This is a genomic window from Kocuria oxytropis, assembly GCF_040981195.1.
In the GTDB taxonomy this organism is placed as follows: domain Bacteria; phylum Actinomycetota; class Actinomycetes; order Actinomycetales; family Micrococcaceae; genus Kocuria; species Kocuria oxytropis.
The window spans coordinates 202746-222060 of the sequence record NZ_JAVFXA010000006.1 but is presented as its reverse complement, the minus strand read 5'-3'; the positions used below and the strand labels follow the sequence as shown (position 1 = coordinate 222060).

At 74.4% G+C, this 19315-nt stretch carries 12 protein-coding genes; 10 read left to right on the top strand and 2 right to left on the bottom strand.

What is annotated here, in order from left to right; all coding sequences use genetic code 11:
• Positions 1 to 321: 321 nt before the first annotated feature.
• From QYM41_RS08650 to QYM41_RS08620, 7 genes are all read left to right on the top strand, one after another.
• Positions 322 to 1362, top strand: coding sequence for an alpha/beta hydrolase family protein (locus QYM41_RS08650; protein WP_368799332.1), 1041 nt, complete (start codon positions 322 to 324; stop codon positions 1360 to 1362).
• Between the two features lie 523 nt (positions 1363 to 1885).
• Complete coding sequence (locus QYM41_RS08645) at positions 1886 to 5971, top strand: Pls/PosA family non-ribosomal peptide synthetase (protein ID WP_368799331.1); 4086 nt, start codon at positions 1886 to 1888, stop codon at positions 5969 to 5971.
• Positions 5961 to 7181, top strand: coding sequence for a heparan-alpha-glucosaminide N-acetyltransferase domain-containing protein (locus QYM41_RS08640; RefSeq protein WP_368799330.1), 1221 nt, complete (start codon positions 5961 to 5963; stop codon positions 7179 to 7181). Before QYM41_RS08645 ends, QYM41_RS08640 begins: the two co-directional genes overlap by 11 nt.
• A gap of 487 nt (positions 7182 to 7668) precedes the next feature.
• Positions 7669 to 9090 (top strand): MFS transporter, encoded by a 1422-nt coding sequence (locus QYM41_RS08635; protein WP_438612564.1) that lies wholly within the window; start codon positions 7669 to 7671, stop codon positions 9088 to 9090.
• Positions 9091 to 9128: 38 nt separating this feature from the next.
• Entirely contained in the window at positions 9129 to 11282 is a 2154-nt protein-coding gene (locus QYM41_RS08630) for a molybdopterin oxidoreductase family protein (protein WP_368799329.1), read from the top strand.
• Positions 11279 to 12883: an FAD-dependent oxidoreductase gene (locus tag QYM41_RS08625; protein WP_368799328.1), complete on the top strand. Its 1605-nt coding sequence runs from the start codon at positions 11279 to 11281 to the stop codon at positions 12881 to 12883. The genes QYM41_RS08630 and QYM41_RS08625 overlap by 4 nt, the downstream gene beginning before the upstream one ends.
• A gap of 352 nt (positions 12884 to 13235) precedes the next feature.
• Positions 13236 to 14453, top strand: coding sequence for a heparan-alpha-glucosaminide N-acetyltransferase domain-containing protein (locus tag QYM41_RS08620; RefSeq protein WP_368799327.1), 1218 nt, complete (start codon positions 13236 to 13238; stop codon positions 14451 to 14453).
• Here QYM41_RS08620 and QYM41_RS08615 read toward each other — a convergent pair.
• Positions 14435 to 14602, bottom strand: a complete 168-nt coding sequence (locus tag QYM41_RS08615) for a hypothetical protein (protein WP_368799326.1) — start codon at positions 14600 to 14602, stop codon at positions 14435 to 14437. The two genes, QYM41_RS08620 and QYM41_RS08615, sit on opposite strands and share 19 nt — an antisense overlap.
• 143 nt (positions 14603 to 14745) lie before the next feature.
• On the opposite strand from QYM41_RS08615, the gene QYM41_RS08610 reads away from it, so the two are divergent.
• The gene (locus QYM41_RS08610; protein ID WP_368799325.1) at positions 14746 to 15936 is read left to right on the top strand and encodes a heparan-alpha-glucosaminide N-acetyltransferase domain-containing protein; all 1191 of its coding nucleotides are present in this window, start codon (positions 14746 to 14748) and stop codon (positions 15934 to 15936) included.
• On the opposite strand, the gene QYM41_RS08605 is transcribed toward QYM41_RS08610, so the two are convergent.
• Positions 15918 to 17054: a uroporphyrinogen-III synthase gene (locus tag QYM41_RS08605; RefSeq protein ID WP_368799324.1), complete on the bottom strand. Its 1137-nt coding sequence runs from the start codon at positions 17052 to 17054 to the stop codon at positions 15918 to 15920. The two genes, QYM41_RS08610 and QYM41_RS08605, sit on opposite strands and share 19 nt — an antisense overlap.
• A 124-nt stretch (positions 17055 to 17178) precedes the next feature.
• On the opposite strand from QYM41_RS08605, the gene cls reads away from it, so the two are divergent.
• On the top strand, positions 17179 to 18648 hold the full coding sequence (gene cls, locus QYM41_RS08600) for a cardiolipin synthase (RefSeq protein ID WP_368799323.1): 1470 nt from the start codon (positions 17179 to 17181) through the stop codon (positions 18646 to 18648).
• Between the two features lie 166 nt (positions 18649 to 18814).
• Positions 18815 to 19240: a hypothetical protein gene (locus tag QYM41_RS08595; RefSeq protein ID WP_368799322.1), complete on the top strand. Its 426-nt coding sequence runs from the start codon at positions 18815 to 18817 to the stop codon at positions 19238 to 19240.
• The last annotated feature ends 75 nt before the right edge of the window (positions 19241 to 19315 follow it).

Below are 19315 nucleotides of genomic sequence, written 5' to 3'. Positions count from 1 at the left end.
ATGGTGTTGCCCGAGGCCACGAACAGGCCGGTGCCGATGGCCCCGCCCATCGCGATCATCGTCAGGTGGCGCGGTTTGAGGCTGCGGCGCAGCCTGTCCTGGGCCGGCGGCTGCTCCTGGATCTCAGGGGCGCTCTGCTCGGCCCGAGGGCGTGCGGTGATGCTCACGCGGAATCTTCTCCTCTGGTGGGTGGACGGACCACGGAAGGAGGAAGTGGGGGGCGCCGTCCCCCCGAACGGTCCTGGCCGATTATGGGGGAGCGGGAGCTGACCCGAAAATCGGCGGCGGGCCGGCGCCGGCCGCGCACCCTAGGATGGACGGGTGAAAACGCAGACGGGACCGGGGGAGAGCGCACCGCGCCGCGGCTCCGGCCGGGCCGTCGATGTGGTCGTTCTCACGGGGGTCCTGCTGCTCCTGCTCGCCGCGGTGCTCGCCGGCCGCTGGGTGTGGCAGCCCGACCAGGAGTCCGGGGACCAGGTCTCGTGCGCCCCCTACGGGCTCGAGGGCCTGAGTATCGCCCCGCGCGGGGGCACCAGCCCTCTGCACACCGGCCCGGTGCTCTCCGGCGGCCACCGCTGGGCGGAGGGACCCTCCGACCGGCTCGACGTCGTCTTCGAGCACGGGGGCACCACCAGCAGCTACCACGTCTTCGCCGACGGCATCGACTGGAGCGAGCCGGTCGGCGTCGTCTTCCGGCTGCACGGGGACGGGGCCTACGAGTACGTCCATCCCGAGCACAAGGTCTCGTGCCTCGCGGAGGTCGCGCGCTCGCACAACGCGATCCTCGTGGTGCCCCGCACCCCGGACCGGCAGGGCGAGGCCACGTGGTGGGAGGACCTCGACGGCAACGCCGAGTGGTTCCTGGCCCTGGCCGAGCAGGAGATCTTCGCCGAGTACGACCTCGACCGCTCCCGCACCTGGCTGCACGGCTACTCCGGCGGCGCCGAGTTCATCAGCTACGAGCTGCTCGCCGACCGCGCGTACTTCCTGCAGGGCGGGGGCGCGGTGCTCTCCGGCGGCGGCGGGGCGCCGTCCTCCGGGGAGTCGGAGCCGACGGCGGAGCAGCTCGAGCGGCTGGTCCTGCACTGGGACGTGGGGCTCGAGGACGACGGCACCGACCCGTGGGCGCCGTTCGACGCCCTCTCCGCGGCCGCGGCCGGGCACGCCTGGTACGAGGACGCCGGCTACGAGCGGACCAGCGTGCGCTACCGCGAGGGCGTGGACCACTTCGAGCTGCCCGAGGCGCGGGTGCTCGAGGCGGCGCTGACCGCCGCGGAGTCCCCGGCGGCGCCGGGGACGGAGCTCACCGGCGAACCGACCGGGGAACGCACGGCGGGCCGCACCGGGGAGCGTGCCGGGTAGGGGCCGAGCCACGGCAGGACCCGGGGTGCCTGCGCAGGGCCGCACCGGGGAGCGCTCGGGGCCGGTCACCGGGACGGGGACCGCGCCGCGGGCGGACCGGGGTGTCCGCGGAAGAGCCCACAGGGTGCCGGAGCACATCCGGCGCCACCGACCCCGCGGGAGCCGCCGGGGGCGGGGCGTGACCAACCTCTCGTCGTCGTCCCTGGTCAGGACCGCATCCGCGGATCCGCGCGGATGTCCGGGGGCACCTGCCGCCCGGGGACGGGCCCACCGCGGCCTCCCGGCTTGCACATGCAACGGAACCGACCGTACGGTGCAGTAAGTAGAGCTGGCAGGGGAGCCGGTTCCAGGGGGAAGGCCGATGCGGGGGCATCCGAGCCGCACACTCACTCACGGCACCGCGCTGATCCGCGCGTGCCTCCGGGAGCCTTCCGACCGGTCCGACCGGTCCCTGGACCGTTCTCTCCCGCCGGCACCGCCGCTGTGCAGATCCGCAGCGACGGACACGTCGATGGGGGAATCAATGACAGTGCGCCCAACCATGCGCAGCGGCTCGACCCGCCACGGAGGCGGACGGCACCTGCTCGAGGACCGGTACGCCGACCAGGAGCGTGAGCAGGACCAGGTGGAGGACGGCGACGTCCTGGACCGGGCGCTGCACACGCAGTCCCTGCCGCAGGTCCCGGGGCGGGCGGTCTTCCCGGTCGACTCCGCGCCGGCGCCGCGCACCCTGGTGGACATCGTCATGGACACCGTCTCGCGCCACCCGGACGCGGTGGCCGTCGACGACGGGACCACCGTGCTCAGCTACGCCGAGTTCCTGGAGCGCGTCGAGGCCCAGGCCCAGCGCCTGTGGGACCTCGACATCGGCCGCGGCGACCGGGTGGGCATCCGGGTCCCCTCCGGGACCGTGGACCTCTACGTGGCCGTCCTCGGCACGATCTTCGCCGGCGCCGCCTACGTCCCGGTCGACTTCGACGACCCCGACGAGCGCGCGAGCACGGTCTGGGAGGAGGCCGGGGTGTGCGCCGTCTACGGCGCGGGCCTGGCCCTGCGGACCCGCGGCGAGGTCCGGCCGGCCGCGGACTGCCGTCAGCCCGGCACGGGCGACGACGCCTGGATCATCTTCACCTCCGGGTCCACCGGCAAGCCCAAGGGCGTGGCGATCAGCCACCGCTCCGCCGCCGCCCTCGTGGACGCCGAGGCCGAGCTGTACCTGCCCCGCCGTCCCCTGGGCCCCGGCGACCGCGTGATGGCCGGGCTCTCGGTGGCCTTCGACGCCTCCTGCGAGGAGATGTGGCTGGCCTGGCGCTCCGGCGCCGCCCTGGTCCCGGCCCCGCGCAGCGTCGTGCGCTCGGGCACCGACCTGGGACCGTGGCTCGTGGAGCGGGCCATCACCGCCGTCTCCACGGTGCCCACGCTCGCCTCGATGTGGCCGGCCGAGGCGCTGAACCGCATCCGCCTGCTGATCTTCGGCGGGGAGGCGTGCCCCAACGAGCTCGCCGCCCGCCTGGTGCACCCCGGCCGCGAGGTCTGGAACACCTACGGGCCCACCGAGGCCACGGTCATCGCGACCGGCGCCGTGCTCACCGGCGAGCCGCCCGTGCGCATCGGCCTGCCGCTGCCCGGCTGGGAGCTGGCCGTCGTCGACACCTCCGGCAACCCCGTGCGCTGGGGCGAGGAGGGCGAGCTGATCATCGGCGGCGTGGGCCTGGGCCGCTACCTGGACCCCGCCAAGGACGCCGAGAAGTTCGCGCCCATGGACTCCCTGGGCTGGGAGCGGGCCTACCGCTCCGGCGACCTCGTGCGCGCCGACCCCGAGGGCATCGTCTTCGTGGGCCGCGCCGACGACCAGGTCAAGATCTCCGGCCGGCGCGTGGAGATGGGCGAGATCGACGAGCAGATGTCCCGGCTGCCCGGGGTGCAGGCCGGCGCCGCCGCCGTGCACACCACCCCCGCCGGCAACCAGGTCCTCGTGGGCTACCTCGTGGCCGAGGCCCCCGGCTCGGTGGACCTCGGCACGGCCCGCCGCCTGCTGGCCGACCGCCTGCCCGGCCAGATGGTGCCCGCCCTGACCCTGATGGACGAGCTGCCGCTGAAGACCTCCGGCAAGGTGGACCGCAAGGCGCTGCCCTGGCCGCTGCCCTCCGCCGGCGCCGCCGCGGAGGAGTCGCGGATCGACGCCGAGCTCGAGTGGCTCGCCGCCCTGTGGGCGGACCAGCTGGGCCCGCTGCCCGTCGACGAGGACAGCGACTTCTTCGCCCTCGGCGGCACCTCCGTGGCGGTCGCCAAGCTGGTCTCCGAGATCCGGCGCACCTACCCGGACGCCGAGATCGCCGAGATCTACCGCAATCCCACCCTCGCCGGGATGCACGCGTACCTGACCACGCTGGCCCGGGTCGACGTCGTCGCCCGGGACGCCGCGCGCGCCCGGACGGTGACGGACGTCCCGCGCTGGAACGGCCTCGTGCAGGTCCCCTTCCTCGCGGCCCTCTACGCCGTCTCCGGGCTGCGCTACGTGGCCGGCGCCGCGATCGTCGTCTGGCTGCTGTTCAACGTGCTGGGCGCGGCCTGGGTGCCCAACCCGCCGCTGCTGCCGCTGGTGCTCGCCTGGCTGGTGCTCTTCGCCCTGCCCGGCCGGCTGGTGCTCACCGCGCTGTTCATCCGGCTGCTCACGTTCCGGCTGCGCCCCGGCGCCCACCCCCGCGGCTCCTGGACCCACCTGCGGGTCTGGATGGCCGAGCGGATCCTGATCTTCAACAAGTTCGAGCCCCTCATGGGCACCCCCGTGATGGTGCTGTTCTTCCGGCTGCTCGGCAACCGCGTGGGCCGCCACGCCCACCTCGACACGATGCCGCCCGTGAGCGGCATGGCCCGGATCGGCGACGGCGCGGCGATCGAGCACGAAGTGGACCTCTCCGGCTACTGGCTCGAGGGCGACGTCCTGCACCTGGACGGCGTGACCGTGGGCGAGAACGCCCGGGTCGGCACCCGCACGCTCCTGAGCCCGGGCGCGGTGGTCGAGGCCGGCGCGGAGGTCGACCCCGGCTCCCACGTCACCGGCACCGTCCCCGCCGGGCGCCTGCAGGGCGGGTCCCCGCTCGTGGACCTCGGCCCCGCCGGGCAGTCCTGGCTCGAGTGGGCCCCGGGCCGCGGCAACCGGTTCCTGACCGGCCTGCTGTACGCGCTGGGCCTCGGCACCGTGGGGCTCCTGCCCGTGCTGGCCGTGGTCCCCGGCGCCCTGATCGTCTACACCCAGGTCCGCGGGATCGAGTTCTACGAACTGGTCTTCCCCGTGCTGGCCCTGTGGGTGCCCGTCTTCGCGGTGCTCACCGTGCTCGTCTACCTCGCGATGCTCGTGCTGGTCGTGCGCGCCCTGTCCCTGCTGATCCGCCCGGGCCACCACCCGGCGGACGGGACCGTGGGCTGGGCCGTCTGGCTCACCGGCGTACTGCTGCAGAAGAGCCTCGTCTCGACCTACCCGGTCTACGCCTCGATCGCCACCCCGTTCTTCCTGCGCCTGCTCGGCGCCCGGGTGGGCGAGCAGGTGGAGATCTCCACCGTGGAGACCCTGCCGCACCTCACCACCTTCGAGTCCGGCTCCTTCATGGCCGACCACTCGATGGTCAGCTCCTCCCGCGTGGGCTTCGGCTGGATCCACGTGGGCCCCTCGACCGTGGGGGAGCGTTCCTTCGTGGGCAATTCCGCGATCGTGGGCCCGGACCGGGACGTCCCCGCGGACTCGCTGGTCGCCGTGCTCTCCTCCGCCCCGGAGGCGGCCGAGCCCGGCACGTCCTGGCTGGGCCGGATGCCCGAGCCGATCAGCCGCGTCAGCGACGCGGCGGACGAGGCCGTCACCTACCGGCCCCGCCGCCGGCTGGTCGTGGCCCGCACGCTCGTCGAGTCCCTGCGCGCCGTGCCGTTCATGGTCACCGCGTGGATCGACCTGGCGATCGTCTACGTGCTCACCACGGTCTACATGCGGGCCGGGGGCGGCCTGGACGGCATCGTCTCGGCGCTGCTGTGGGCCACGCCCGTGGTGCTCGCCGCCGGTGTGCTCGCCGCCCTGGTCCCCGTGCTGGTGAAGTGGGCCCTCATGGGCCGCTTCCGCGAGGGCGAGCGCCCGCTGTTCAGCTCCTTCGTGTGGCGCAACGAGCTCGCCGACACCTTCGCGGAGTCCCTGGCCGTGCCCGGGCTGATCCGGCTGGCCGTCGGCTCCCCGGTGTTCAATGCCTGGGCCCGGCTCATGGGCGCGAAGATCGAGCCCGGCGTGTGGTGCGAGACCTGGTGGCTGCCCGAGTTCGACCTCGTGCACCTGGGCCGCGGGGTGTCCGTCAACCGCGGCACCGTGCTCCAGACCCACCTGTTCCACGACCGCATCATGCGGCTGCAGCCGGTCTCGATGGAGGCGGGCTCCACCCTGGGGCCCAACAGCTTCGTGCTGCCCGGCAGCACCGTGGAGGCCGGCGCCACCGTGGGCCCCGGTTCCCTGGTCATGGCCCAGGAGACCGTGCCCGCCGGCAGCACCTGGGGCGGCAACCCGATCCGCCCGCTGCACGCCGACGCACCGGTCGCCGTGCCCGCCGGAGGTGCGACCCGTGAGCGCTGAGCACGCGTCCGCCACGCGCGGCGGGGGCACCGCGGTGCTCAACGTCCCCGGCGCCTCGGGCAAGCGCACCCGGCGGCGGCTGGTCGGCGTGGACGCCGCCCGCGGCTTCGCCCTGCTCGGGATGGTCGCCGTGCACACGCTGCCCTACTGGGACGCGGAGAACGAGCGCGCCTCCCTGAGCTGGTCCCTGTTCGCCGGGCACTCCGCCGCCCTGTTCGCGACCCTCGCCGGGGTGAGCCTGGCCTTCCTCTCCGGGGGCCGCACCCCGCACACGGGCCGGCGCCTCGCCGGCGACCGGGCCGGGCTGGTGGGCCGCGCCGCGGTGATCGCCTTGGTCGGATTCCTGCTGGGCTTCGTGGCCCCGCCGGTGGACAACATCCTGGTCTACTACGGGATGTTCTTCCTGCTGGCCATCCCGTTCCTGGGGCTGCGCATCCGCCACCTGCTGATCAGCGCGGCGGCGTTCACCGTCCTGGCACCGTTCCTGATGCAGTGGGCCCTGGACGTGCTGCCCGCCCACGTGTACGGCAACCCCACCCTGTGGAACCTGGTCACGGAGCCGGTCACCGTGCTCTCGCAGCTGCTGCTGACCGGCACCTACCCGGCCCTGCCGTACATGGCCTACCTCTGCGCGGGGATCGCCCTGGGCCGGATGAACCTCACGAGCCGGCGGGTGCAGCTGTGGCTCGTGGGCGCCGGGGCGGCGCTGGCCCTGGTCTCCTGGACGGTGTCCATGGTCGCGCTGCTGGCCCTCGGGGTCTACGACCGTATCTGGGAGGCCACCCCGTGGCTGACCGAGGCGCAGATCGACGAGATCCTCGTCTTCGGCCCGGACCCCTCCCTGCCGACCACCACCCTGTGGTGGCTCATGGTGCCCGCCCCGCACAGCAACACGCCGGTGGCGCTGCTGCTGAGCCTCGGCATGGCGGCCTTCGCCCTGGGCGCGTTCCTGCTCCTGGCCCGGCTGATCGGCAAGGCCCTCACCCCGCTGGCGGCCGCCGGGTCCATGACGTTCACGCTCTACACCCTGCACCTGCTCTTCCTGGCCACCATGGTCTACGAGCTGCACCCGGGGTTCTGGTTCTGGATGCAGGTGGCCGCGTTCGGCCTGATCGCCGTGGCCTGGCAGCGCGCGGTGGGGCAGGGCCCGCTCGAGAAGCTGGTCGCCCGCACCTCCAAGGCCATCGCCGGGAGGGTCGCCGCCCGCTGACCCCCTGCCCCGTCCGGGCGTGCCCGGCAGGCCCCGCCGTCGAGTCCCCAATCCGGTCGCGTCTCCCCACACTTTTTCGTGGGGACATGGGGCCGGACTGGGGACTCGCCGCATTAGGGCGCCTGTCGCTGGGGACTCGGCGTGCGCCGCAGCCCCGGCGGTCGAGTCCCCCCTGTGCTCACGATTCCCCTCGTCCGATCCGGGGGGATTGCCAGTACATGGGGGACTCGCTGCTTGAGGGTGCTGGGGTGGGGGACTCGCTGCTTGAGGGTGCTGAGGGTGGGGGACTCGCGGCTCGGGGGTGCGGGAACGGGATGTCCGGCGTGTAGGGGGAGACCGGGGGCCTCACACGGGGGCCGCGGCGGTGTGAGTGGACGTGCACGGAGGTGTTACCCCTGCCGTCGGGGCCGGAAACACGGCGTTCGTAGCGTGGGAGCACCGCACGCCGCCGTCGCCGTGCTCCGCCCCGCCCGCCCAGGAGGCCCCCGTGAGCTCAGAACTGCACCCCGACCCCGCCACCACGGCGGCGACCGTGCCGACCGCCCCGCCGAGCGCCCCGCCGCTCGCCCTGCGCGAGCGGCCCGGCCGCTGGCTGGACGGCTACCGCCCCGAGGACCCCGCGTTCTGGGAGAGCACGGGCCGGCCCATCGCCCGCACCAACCTCCGGTGGTCGATCTTTGCGGAGTTCCTCGGCTTCGCCGTGTGGCAGCTGTGGGCCATCACCGTGATCTACCTGCCCGCGGCGGGCTTCGCCTTCAGCGACTCGCAGATCTTCTGGCTGATCTCCATCCCGTCCCTGGTGGGCGCCACGCTGCGCATCCCCTACACCTTCATGGTGGGCCGGTTCGGCGGCCGGAACTGGACGGTGGTCTCGGCGCTGCTGCTGCTGATCCCCACCGTGGGCCTGGCCGTGGCGGTCGGGAACCCGGCCACCCCGTTCGCGGTGATGCTGCTGCTGGCGGCCACCGCGGGGTTCGGCGGCGGCAACTTCGCCTCCTCGATGGCCAACATCACCTACTTCTACCCCGTGCGGGAGAAGGGGTACGCGCTGGGGCTCAACGCGGCCGGCGGCAACCTCGGGACGGCCGTGGCCCAGCTGCTCGTGCCGATCGCCGTCACCGTCCTCGCCGCTGGGGCCCTTGACCTGCCGCTCGCCGGGTGGCTCTGGGTGCCGTTCATCCTGCTCGCCGCGTGGGGTGCCCGGAAGCACATGCACAACCTCTCCCACGCGAAGGGGGACGTCGCGGGCTCCCTGGCCACGGTCAAGGAGCCGCACTTCTGGGTCATGTCCTTCCTCTACGTGGGCACGTTCGGCTCCTTCATCGGCTTCTCCAGCGTGTTCCCCAAGCTCATCGCGGACACGTTCCCGGAGTTCTCCTCCTTCGCGGTGGGAGCCGCGGCGCTGTCCCTGGCGTTCCTCGGCCCGCTGGTCGGCTCGGTCTCCCGGCCCTGGGGCGGCAGGCTCGCGGACCGCTTCGGCGGCGCCCCGATGACGGTCGCCGTGTTCGCCGTGATGGCGCTGCTCGCGCTCGCCGTGGTCCTCACCCTGCCGCTGGCCAGCTTCTGGCTGTTCCTGGGCCTGTTCCTGCTGCTGTTCACCGCCGCGGGCATGGGCAACGGCTCCACGTACCGGATGATCCCCTCGATCTACCGGGTGCTGGGGCTGCGGCAGCGCCGGGCCGTGGCGGTCTCCACCGAGCGCCAGGCCTCGGCGGCGCTGGGGCTGATCGGGGCGGTCGGCGCGTACGGCGGGTTCCTGATCCCGCAGGCGCTGAACCTCTCGAACACCACCACGGGCGCCTACAGCGCGGCGTTCTACGGCTTCGTGGCCTTCTACCTCGTGGCCCTGGGCGTGACCTGGTGCTGCTACCTGCGCCGGGGCACCGAGATGGGCGACAGCCACATCTGAGCAGGTCCCCCGCCCCCGCCCCGGAAGGAGCCGCCCGCATGAGCACCACGGCCACCCACTGCCCCTACTGCGCCCTGCAGTGCGCCATGACCCTGGACACCGGATCGGCCGCCGCCGCGGAGCAGGGCGTCCCCGAGGTGACCCCCCGGCAGTTCCCCACGAACCGGGGCGGGCTGTGCCGGAAGGGCTGGACGTCGGCGGAGCTGCTCGCCGACCCCGCGCGGCTCACCGCGCCGCTGCTGCGCGGGACGGACGGGGTCTTCCGGCAGGTGTCCTGGGACACCGCGCTGTACCGGATGGCCGCGGAGATCCGGGCGGCGCAGGAGCGGCACGGCCCGGACGCGGTGGGGATCTTCGGCGGCGGGTCGCTGACCAACGAGAAGGCCTACCAGCTGGGAAAGTTCGCGCGGGTGGCGCTGGGGACCTCCCGGATCGACTACAACGGCCGGTTCTGCATGTCCTCGGCGGCGGCCGCGGCCAACCGCTCGCTCGGCCTGGACCGGGGCCTGCCGTTCCCCGTGACGGACCTCGACGACGCCCACACGGTCCTGCTGCTGGGCACGAACCCCGCCGAGACCATGCCCCCGTTCGTCCAGCACCTGCGGCACGCGCAGCAGCACGGCGGCCTCGTCGTCGTCGACCCCCGCCGGTCCGCCACGGCGCGGACGACCGACGACGACGCCGGACTGCACCTGCAGCCCACCCCCGGCACCGACCTGGTGCTGCTGCTGGGGCTCGCCCACGTGGTCCTGCACGAGGGCCTCGCCGACCGGGAGTACCTGCGGCGGCGCACCACCGGGCTCGAGGCGTTCCTGCCGAGCGTGGGCCCGTGGTGGCCCGAGCGGGTGGAGCAGGTCACCGGGGTCCCGGCGCAGCGGATCCGCCGTGCCGCCCACCTGCTGGCCCGGCAGCGGCGGGGGACCTACGTGCTGACCGGGCGCGGGGTCGAGCAGCACGTGGACGGCACCGACACCGCGACGGCCGCCATCAATCTCGCCCTGCTCCTGGGCCTGCCCGGCCGCGAGGGATCCGGCTGGGGCACCCTCACCGGGCAGGGCAACGGGCAGGGCGGGCGCGAGCACGGGCAGAAGGCCGACCAGCTGCCGGGCTACCGCAGCATCACGGACCCCGCCGCCCGCGCCCACGTGGCCGCGGTGTGGGGCGTGGACCCGGCGGCGCTGCCCGGCCCCGGGCTGCCGGCGGTGGAGCTGCTGAGCACCATCGGCACCGAGCGCGGCGTGCGCTGCCTGTGGGTCAACGGCTCCAACGTGGTGATCGGCGCCCCGGACACCCACGCCGTGGTCCGCGGGCTGCAGGCGCTGGACTTCCTGGTGGTCGGCGACTTCTTCTTCTCCGAGACCGCGGAGCACGCCGACCTCGTGCTGCCGGTGCCGCAGTGGGCCGAGGAGGAGGGCACCATGACCAACCTGGAGGGTCGGGTGCTGCGCCGCCGCCGCGCGGTCCACCCGCCGGCAGGGGCCCGGGACGAGCTGTGGATCATGGCCGAGCTCGCCCGCCGGCTCGGGGCCCCTGGCACCTTCAGCCCCGAGCCGCAGGTGGTGTTCGAGGAGCTGCGCCGGGCCTCGGCCGGCGGGAAGGCCGACTACTCCGGCATCGGCTGGGACGCCCTGGACGCGGGGCAGGCCTGCTACTGGCCCTTTCCGGCCGGCTCGGCCACGGGCACGCCGCGGGTCTTCCTCGACCGCTTCGCCCACCCGGACGGGCGGGCCCTGCTCGTCCCGGTCCGCCCGCGCGCCGCCGGCCGCGCCGTGGACCCGAGCCCCCCGGGCCACCGCCGGGAGCCCCTGCACCGGCTCGGCACCCTGACCCTGGTCACCGGCCGCTACCTGGAGCACTACCAGTCCGGCAACCAGACCCGCCGCGTGCCCTCGCTGCAGGCGGCCCGCCCCGGGGCCCTGCTGCAGATCCACCCCGCGACCGCGGCCTCCCTCGGCATCGGCGAGGGCGCGGGGGTGGAGCTGACCAGCGATCGCGGCCGGGCCGTGGCCCGCGCGCAGCTGAGCACCGACATCCGCCCCGACACGGTGTTCCTGCCCTTCCACTACGCCGGGGCGCAGACCGCCAACCGGCTCGTCTCCTCGGCCGCCGTGGACCCGGTCTCGTCCATGCCCGAGTTCAAGGCGGGCTCCGTCACCGTCCGCGCGCTCGCCCCCGAGGAGACGACCCCATGACCCCCCACCGCCCCGGCCGCCCGGCCGGCACCCCCCTGCGCCCCGGCGAGCACGTGGTCGTGATCGGCTTCGGCCCCGTGGCCGCCCGGTTCGTCGACGACGTCACCGACCTCGCCGCCGAGGGCACCCTCCGCCTCACCGTGGTCGGCGGGGAGCCCGAGCCCGCCTACAACCGGGTCCTCGTGGGCGAGCACGCCATGGGCCGCGCCGAGCGGTCCTCGATGGCCCTGGCCGACCCCGGCGCGCTGGCCCGCGCCGGGGTCGACGTGCTGCTCGGCACGGAGGTGACCCGGATCGACCGGTCCCGCCGGCTCCTGCACCTGACCGACCTGCGGACCGGCGCCGTCCGGGAGCTGGGCTACGACCGCCTGGTCCTGGCCACCGGGGCCCGCCCCAACCTGCCCGTGCTGCGGGGCCTCAACCCCGACCCCGGCGCCTACGAGCACCTGCCCGCCGGTGTCACGGCGCTGCGGGACCTGCGCGACGCCCGGACCGTGCGCCCCGTCGTCGCCCGCCGCGGGCGCGTGGTGGTCCTGGGCGGCGGCGTGCTCGGGCTCGAGGCCGCGCTCGCCGCGAGCGAGGCCGGCTGCCCGGTGACCGTGGTCCACCACGCCCCGTGGGTGCTGACCCGCTCCCTCGACGCCCCCGGCGGCGCCCTGCTGGGCCGCGCCCTCGCGGACGCCGGCGTGGAGGTGGTCTCCGGGACCCCGGCGCGCGAGGTCCTGCTCGGCCGGGAGCGGACCTTCCGCGGGCTCGTGCTCGAGGACGGCCGCACCGTCCCGGGCGAGCTGCTGCTGCTCTCGATCGGCGTCACCCCGCGCACGGAGCTCGCCGCGGGCGCCGGGCTGCGCACCGCCCGCGGCATCGTGGTCGACCACGAGCTCGAGGCGGACGTGGAGCAGCGGGTGTTCGCGGTGGGGGACTGCGCCGAGGTGCTGTGCCGGGACCCGTCCTGCCAGGTCTGCCCGGGACGGGAGGGGGTGGGCCCCTCAGGTCTCGTCGGACCCGGCTGGCGGCAGGCGGAGTGGCTGGCCGCCCGGTTCCGCGCGGAGCTCGAGGCCGTGGCCGAGGGCGGGACCGCGGTGCTCGCCCCGCTGACCACGGGCCCGGCCGGTGCGGTGCGGCTCAAGGCCCGTCAGGTGGAGCTCGCCTGCGCCGGGGAGGTCGGGGGCCTGCCCTGGGAGCCGCGTCCGGACGGCGGGACCGTGGTGCAGTGGGCCGACGGCTCGGCCGGCACCTACGCCAAGCTCGTGCTGCGCCCCGACCGCACGATCGCCGGCTACGCCGTGCTGGGCCTGCCCCGCTCGGCCGCGGGCATCGGGCTGCTCCACGACCGCGGCGAGCCCGTGCCCGCGGACCCCAGCGTCCTGCTGCGCCCCGACGGCCCGGACGCCGCCGCGCAGCAGGAGACCCGGATGACGCCCGGCTCGACGGTCTGTCACTGCGCCGGCGTCACCCTGGGCCGGATCACCGAGGCCGTGGGGCAGGGCGCGTCCACGGTCGAGGAGGTCAGCTGCGCCACCCGCGCCGCGACCGGCTGCGGGGGCTGCGCGGACGCCGTGCGCCGGCTCGTGGAGGAGCACGCCGCCGCCGCCGTGTGACGGCGCCCGACCGGGCCGATCGCGGGGGCGCCTCTGCGGAGGACGTCTGCCTCGGCGCGGCGTGCGGGTGCTCCCGGGCCGAGGACGGGCGATCGTGCGCGGCAGGCCTGTGCCCGGGCACGGCGAGCGGGTGCTCCTGGGCCGGAGGCGGGTGAATCCGGCCGGCGGGCGTGTGCTTCCGCACAAGGGTGGACACTCCCGGGGGCCCGATCCGGTTGGCCGGGCGGGGCCCGGGTGCGAAGATGGTCGGGCCCGTGGCCCGCCTCCGCACCCCGACTCCGCAGCTCGACACCGCAGCTGTGCTCCGCAGCCCGAGTTCGGGGGCCGGACCCGACGAACAGGACGACCACCCATGAGGGAGCGCAGCACCGAGAACCCGCCCGCGGCAACCGGTCCGGCCGGGCGCCGGGACTCCCGGCGCTCCACGGGCATCGACGCCGCCCGCGGGCTCGCCCTGGTCGCCATCATGTGCGTGCACATCCTGCCCATGTCCTACACCGCCACGGGCCGGCCCACCGTCACCTGGATCCTGTTCCCCGGGGACTCCCCGGCCCTGTTCGCGCTGCTGGCCGGCGCGGGGCTGGCGTTCACCTCCGGCGGCCGCCGTCCGGTCCGGGGCCGCGAGCGGACCGCGGCCCGGGCGGGCATCGTGGTGCGCGCCCTGGTGCTGCTGGTCCTCGGGCTGCTCATCGGCCAGCTCATGCCGCCGGAGCCCCCCGCCTACAACATCCTCATCTACTTCGCCGCGTACTTCCTGCTCGCCCTGCCCTTCCTGGGGCTCGGCCCGCGGCCCCTGTTCGCCGCGGCCGCGGTCTTCCTGGTGGCCGGGCCCCTGCTGATCCACTGGGCCGGGGGCGCGCTGCCGGAGTTCACCTCGTACAACCCGACCCTCGCCACCCTGGTCACCGAACCGCTCGCGGTGCTCGGGCAGCTGCTCCTGACCGGCACCTACCCCGCCCTGCCGTACCTGGCCTACGTGCTCACGGGACTGGCCCTCGGCCGGCTCAACCTCCGGCGCCGGGACGTTCAGATCCGGCTGCTCGTGGTGGGCACCGTGCTCGCGGTGACCGCGAAGCTCGTCTCCCGGCAGCTGCTGTACGCGGGGGACGTGTACACGCGGCTGCTCTTCAGCGACCCGGACCTCACCGAGGGGCAGCTCGAGAGCCTCCTCGTGTACGGGCCCGAGGGCGCGCTGCCGACCACCACCGCGTGGTGGCTGGTGCTCACCACTCCGGACGTCAACACGCCGTTCTCCGTGGCGTGGAGCCTCGGCGTGAGCCTCGCCGTGGTCGGGGCGTTCCTGCTCCTGGCCCGCCGGCACGAGGCGTGGCTGCAGCCCCTGGCCGCCGTCGGCGCCATGACCCTCACGCTGTACACGGCGCACCTCGTGTTCCTGTCCTTCGAGGTGTTCTACACCGCCCCGATGCTCTGGCTGGTCGCGAGCCTGGTGCTCTCCGTGCTCTTCGCCCTGGCCTGGCAGCGGGCCTTCGGGGCGGGACCGGTGGAGCGGCTGACGGCCGCGGCGGTCCGGCCCGTGCGCCGGGCGGTGGCTCAGCGGTCCAGGCGGTAGCCGCGCTCGCTGCCGGCGGCCACCGGCGGCGAGGCCAGGACCCGGCGCCGCCGGGAGATCGCCGTCCCCGGGGCGTGCCCGGTCGCCAGCCCGGCACCGCGGACCGCCACCGCTCCCGTGCCACGTCCGCCGGGCCCGCTGGACTTCACGGAATCGTGAGGTGGGAGCAACGGGCCCGCGACGTGCAGCGGAGATCCTGGGTCCGGAACGGTCCCGGAGCCCTGGGACCTCGGACGCGGATCGGGTCCGGCCCCGGCGAGTGCCGGGGCGGGTCCGGGAGGACGGGGGAGTCATGAGCTGGACGTCCGGAACGGAGCGCACCGCCCCGGCCGGGCCCACGGGCGGTGCCCCCAGGCCCCCGGGGTGGTGGGCCGGCATCGACGCGGCCCGCGGGCTGGCGCTCATCGGGCTGATGTCGGCGCAGATGCTGTCCGGCCACCACGCCGTGACCCGGGCACCGGCCTGGCCGCACCTCCTCCTCTCGGACGCCTCCGTGGCACTGTTCACGCTGCTGGCCGGGGTGGGGCTGGCGCACGGTTCCGGGGGGCGGTTCCCGCACACGGGCAGATGGCGGGCCGCCGACCGGGCGGGGACGGCCGTGCGGGCGGTGCTGATCGCCGTGGTGGGTCTGGGAATCGGGGCGCTGATGCCCGAGGACGCCCCGGGGGACAACCTCCTGCTCAGCTGCGCGGTGCTCTTCGTGCTGGCCGTTCCGTTCCTGCACCTGTCCGCGCCCGCGCTGTTCGTCGGCGCGGCGGTCCTCGGGATGGCAGGTCCGCTGCTGGCGCAGGGCCTGGCCGGCGTCCTGCCGGCACCCGCCTCCGCCCACCCTGCGCTCGCCGACGTGCTGGCGGACCCGGGCGGGACGGTCTCCCGGTTGCTGGTGGACGGCACCTACCCGGTGCTGCCGTACCTGACCTGTCTGCTGGTCGGGCTGGGGCTGGGGCGGATGCCCCTGCGCGACACGGGGGTCCAGGTCCGGCTGCTGGCGGCGGGGGCGGGACTGGTCGTCCTCGCCCGGACCGCCGACACCGTCGTCCCCCACGCCGTCGGCAGTCACGGACGGGTGCTGACGTCCGGCGGGACGGGCGCGGACGAGCTGGGTCAGGTGCTGGCGCGGGGCGCGGACCCGTGGCCGGTCAGCGGCGTGGGGGAGATCGTCGCCGGCCTGGGCGTGGCGCTGCTGGTGCTGGGGAGCTGCCTGCTGGCCTCCCGGCGGTCCGGGGCGTGGTCGCTGCGGCTGTCAGCGGTGGGCGCGACGACCCTGAGCCTGTACACCGCCCACCTGGTGGCGCTGTCCGCCGAGGTCCGGTACGACCTCTCCGTCCTCTGGTCCGTCGCCCACCTGGGCGCGGCGGTCCTGGTCGCCATCGGCTGGCACCGGGCACGGGGCCGGGGGCCGTTCGAGCGGATCCTCGACGCCGGCGGGGACGCCACCCGCCGCACCGTGCTCCGGGCCGTGGCTCAGCGATCCAGGCGGTAGCCGCGCTTGATCACGGTGGCCACCAGCGGTGCCGGCAGGACCCGGCGCAGCCGGGAGATCACCATCTCCAGGGCGTGCTCGGTCTCCAGCCCCGGCACCGCGGACAGCAGCCGCGCCCGGGGGACCACCGCCCCCGGCTGTGCGGCGAGCGCCCGCAGCACGGCGACCTGGGCGTCGGAGAGCGGGAGGAACTCGCCCTCCAGGGCGGCGCCGGTGCTCATCAGCCGCAGCGTCCCGTGCCGGGTGGGCACCACGAGGGTGCGCTCCTCGACCGCGTGGGTGCACACCGCCCGCACCAGGGCGCCCAGCCGGTAGCGCTCCGGCACCAGCGGCTCCACCCCGGCCTCGAGCAGCGGGCCGGCGCACACCGGGCCCACCGCGGCGACCGTGACGTCCGTACGCAGGGCCTCCACGAGGTCCCCGTGCCGGCCCAGCTCCTGCGCGGTGCTGAACAGGGAGTCCACCGCGGGGGCGGCCGTGAAGGTCAGCACGTCCAGGCGGCGCTCGCAGACGTCGCGGATCAGGGCGGGCAGGCGCTCGCCGTCGTCGGCGGAGAGCCAGCGGTAGGGGGCCACGGTGTCCACCTGCGCCCCCGCGGCCACGAGCCGCTCCAGCTGGAGCTCGTCGGCCATCCCGTGCAGCTGCACGGCCACGCGGGCGCCGGCCACGCCGTCGGCCAGGAGCCGGTCGACCACCGAGGAGGTCCGCCCGTCCTCGCAGGCCTCGGCGTCCTCGAGCTCGAGGGAGAGCACCTGGCCGCGGGCCTTGGCCCCGCGGGTGAGCACCCGCGCGGCCCGGAAGGCGTCCCGCAGGTCCTCGCCGAGCCCGGCGGCGTCGGCGGCCTCGAACCACCGGCGCAGACCGTAGGCCGTGGTCACCACCACGACCTCCGGGCGGTGGGCCAGCAGGGCGCGGGTGTCCTCGACCACCCGGGTGTCCTCGGCCACGGGCGAGATCCTCAGCGCGGGCGCGTGCACCACCTGGGCGCCGCGGCGCTCCAAGGCGGCGATGAAGTCCGTGGCGCGGCGGTGGGCCGTGACGCCCACGCGGAAGCCGGTCAGCTCGCCGAGGTCACCGTGCTGGACGGGGTCACCGGGGGAGGAGGGGGCAGCGGTCATGGTCCGAGCGTAGGTCGGCCCTGTGACCGGGGTGTTTCCCCAGGTTTCCGTTTCCGCACGGGCTCCTCCGCATCGGGCAGCAGGGACCCAGTGGTCGCTGAGGGAGTGCTCGTAGGGTGTCCGGATGGACTTTCCTCACCTGCTGTGGAACACCGTCCCGCCGTGGGCGGGGGCCGCGTTCTTCACCGTCGACCTGGTCATCCGGCTGCTGGCCCTGGGCACGATCCCGCACAACCGGCGGCCCTCGGCGGCCTGGGGCTGGCTGCTGGTGATCTTCTTCTTCCCGATCCTGGGCGGACTGGTGTTCCTGCTCCTCGGCCGGGCGGATCTGCCCGAGGCCCGGAAGCGGAAGCAGCGGGAGGCGGTGGAGAGGATCGATCCCGGGGACGCCGAGAACGGTGCCCGGGTGCTCGAGCGGCTGCCGGACCGGGTGGCCGAGACGGTGCGGCTGAACCAGCACAACGGTGCCTTCCCCGTGGCCGAAGGGAACCGCGTGGAGATCATCGACGACTACGACGCGTCACTGGCCGCGATGGCCGAGGCGATCCGGGCGGCCGAGCACTACGTGCACTTCGAGTTCTACATCGCCGTGGCCGATTCCAGCACCGAGCCGGTGATCTCCGCGCTGGAGGACGCCCACGCCCGCGGGGTCACGGTCCGGGTGCTCGTGGACCACCTCGGCGCGGCTGGCTACCCCGGGTACCAGGACCTCGTGCGCCGGCTGGAGGGAGCCGGGATGGACTGGCGGCGGATGCTGCCCGTGCGGCCCTGGCGCGGGGAGTACCAGCGCCCGGACCTGCGCAACCACCGCAAGATCCTCGTGATCGACGGTGACGTGGCGTTCACGGGGTCGCAGAACGTCATCGACCGTTCCTACAACAAGAAGAAGAACCGCAGGAAGGGCCTGCAGTGGATCGGGATGACGGTCCGGCTCCAGGGCCCGGCGGTCGGGCACCTGGACGCGCTCTTCGTCACGGACTGGTACTGCGAGACCGACGACCTGATCCAGGAGCCGACCCCGGACCGGGGCCCGGTCCGAGGGGACGTGGCCTGCCAGGTGCTGCCGTCCGGGCCGGGCGTGGGCCAGGAGTCGAACCTGCAGCTGTTCAACCATCTCTTCGCCTCCGCCCGGGAGCGGATCACCGTGTGCAGCCCGTACTTCGTGCCCGAGGACTCGATGTACAACTCCCTGCGCACCGCGGTGGGCCGCGGGGTCGAGGTGCACCTGTTCATGGGGGAAACCTCGAACCACGCACTGACCCACCACGCCCAGCGCTCCTTCTACGAGCGGCTGATCCGTGACGGGATCCGGATCCACCTCTACCGGTCCCCGTACGTGCTGCACTCCAAGTTCGTGCTCATCGACGACGACGCCGCGGTGGTGGGCTCCTCGAACATGGACATCCGCTCCTTCGTGCTCGACCACGAGGTCAACCTCCTGGTCAGCGACCAGGACCTCGTGGGCCGGCTGGACGAGCTCGTGGCGGACTACCGGGAGCACAGCCACGAGCTGGAGCTGGAGGACTGGCTGGCGAGGCCCTGGTACCAGAAGTACCTCGACAACACGGCCCGGCTCACCTCCGCCCTGCAGTGAGCCGTGGGATCTCCGGAGGCGGTGCACGGAGCCGGCGACCAGGGGAGATCGACGTGATGCCCAGGACTTCGTTATTCCTGCGTGACCGGTTTCCGGGATGGCAAGGAGGCTGAGCTCCTAGGGTGGACAGGTCCGCAGCGAACGATCACATCGAATGGAGAACATCATGTCGACCAGCTCGAAGAAGAAGATCTTTGCTCTGCCGGCCGCGGCCGCCGTTGCCTCCGCCCTGATGGTGGGCTGCGCCGAGGAGACTCCGGTCCAGGACGCCCAGGAGGGCGATGCGTCCGCCCAGGCGGCGATCCTCAACGAGACGGTCACGATGCAGAACGAGGTCACCGAGATCGTGGGCCCGAACCTGTTCACCGTCGGTGAGGACGACACCCCCGTCGTGGGGGGCGACGCCGCCGACCAGAACCTCCAGGAGGGGGACATGGTCCAGGTGACCGGCACCGTCCGCCAGATCGTGGAGACCGACCTCGAGACCGACTGGGGGGTCGACTTCGAGGACGCCGAGACGTCCTACCTCATCGAGCGCGAGCTCGATCTCGGCGTGGTCGCCGACGAGATCCAGGTCATCGAGGACAACTAGGTCCACACTCCCAGGACACGGGGAACCCTTCCCGCCGCCGCGGCGGGAAGGGTTCCTCCCGTACGGGGTGCCCCT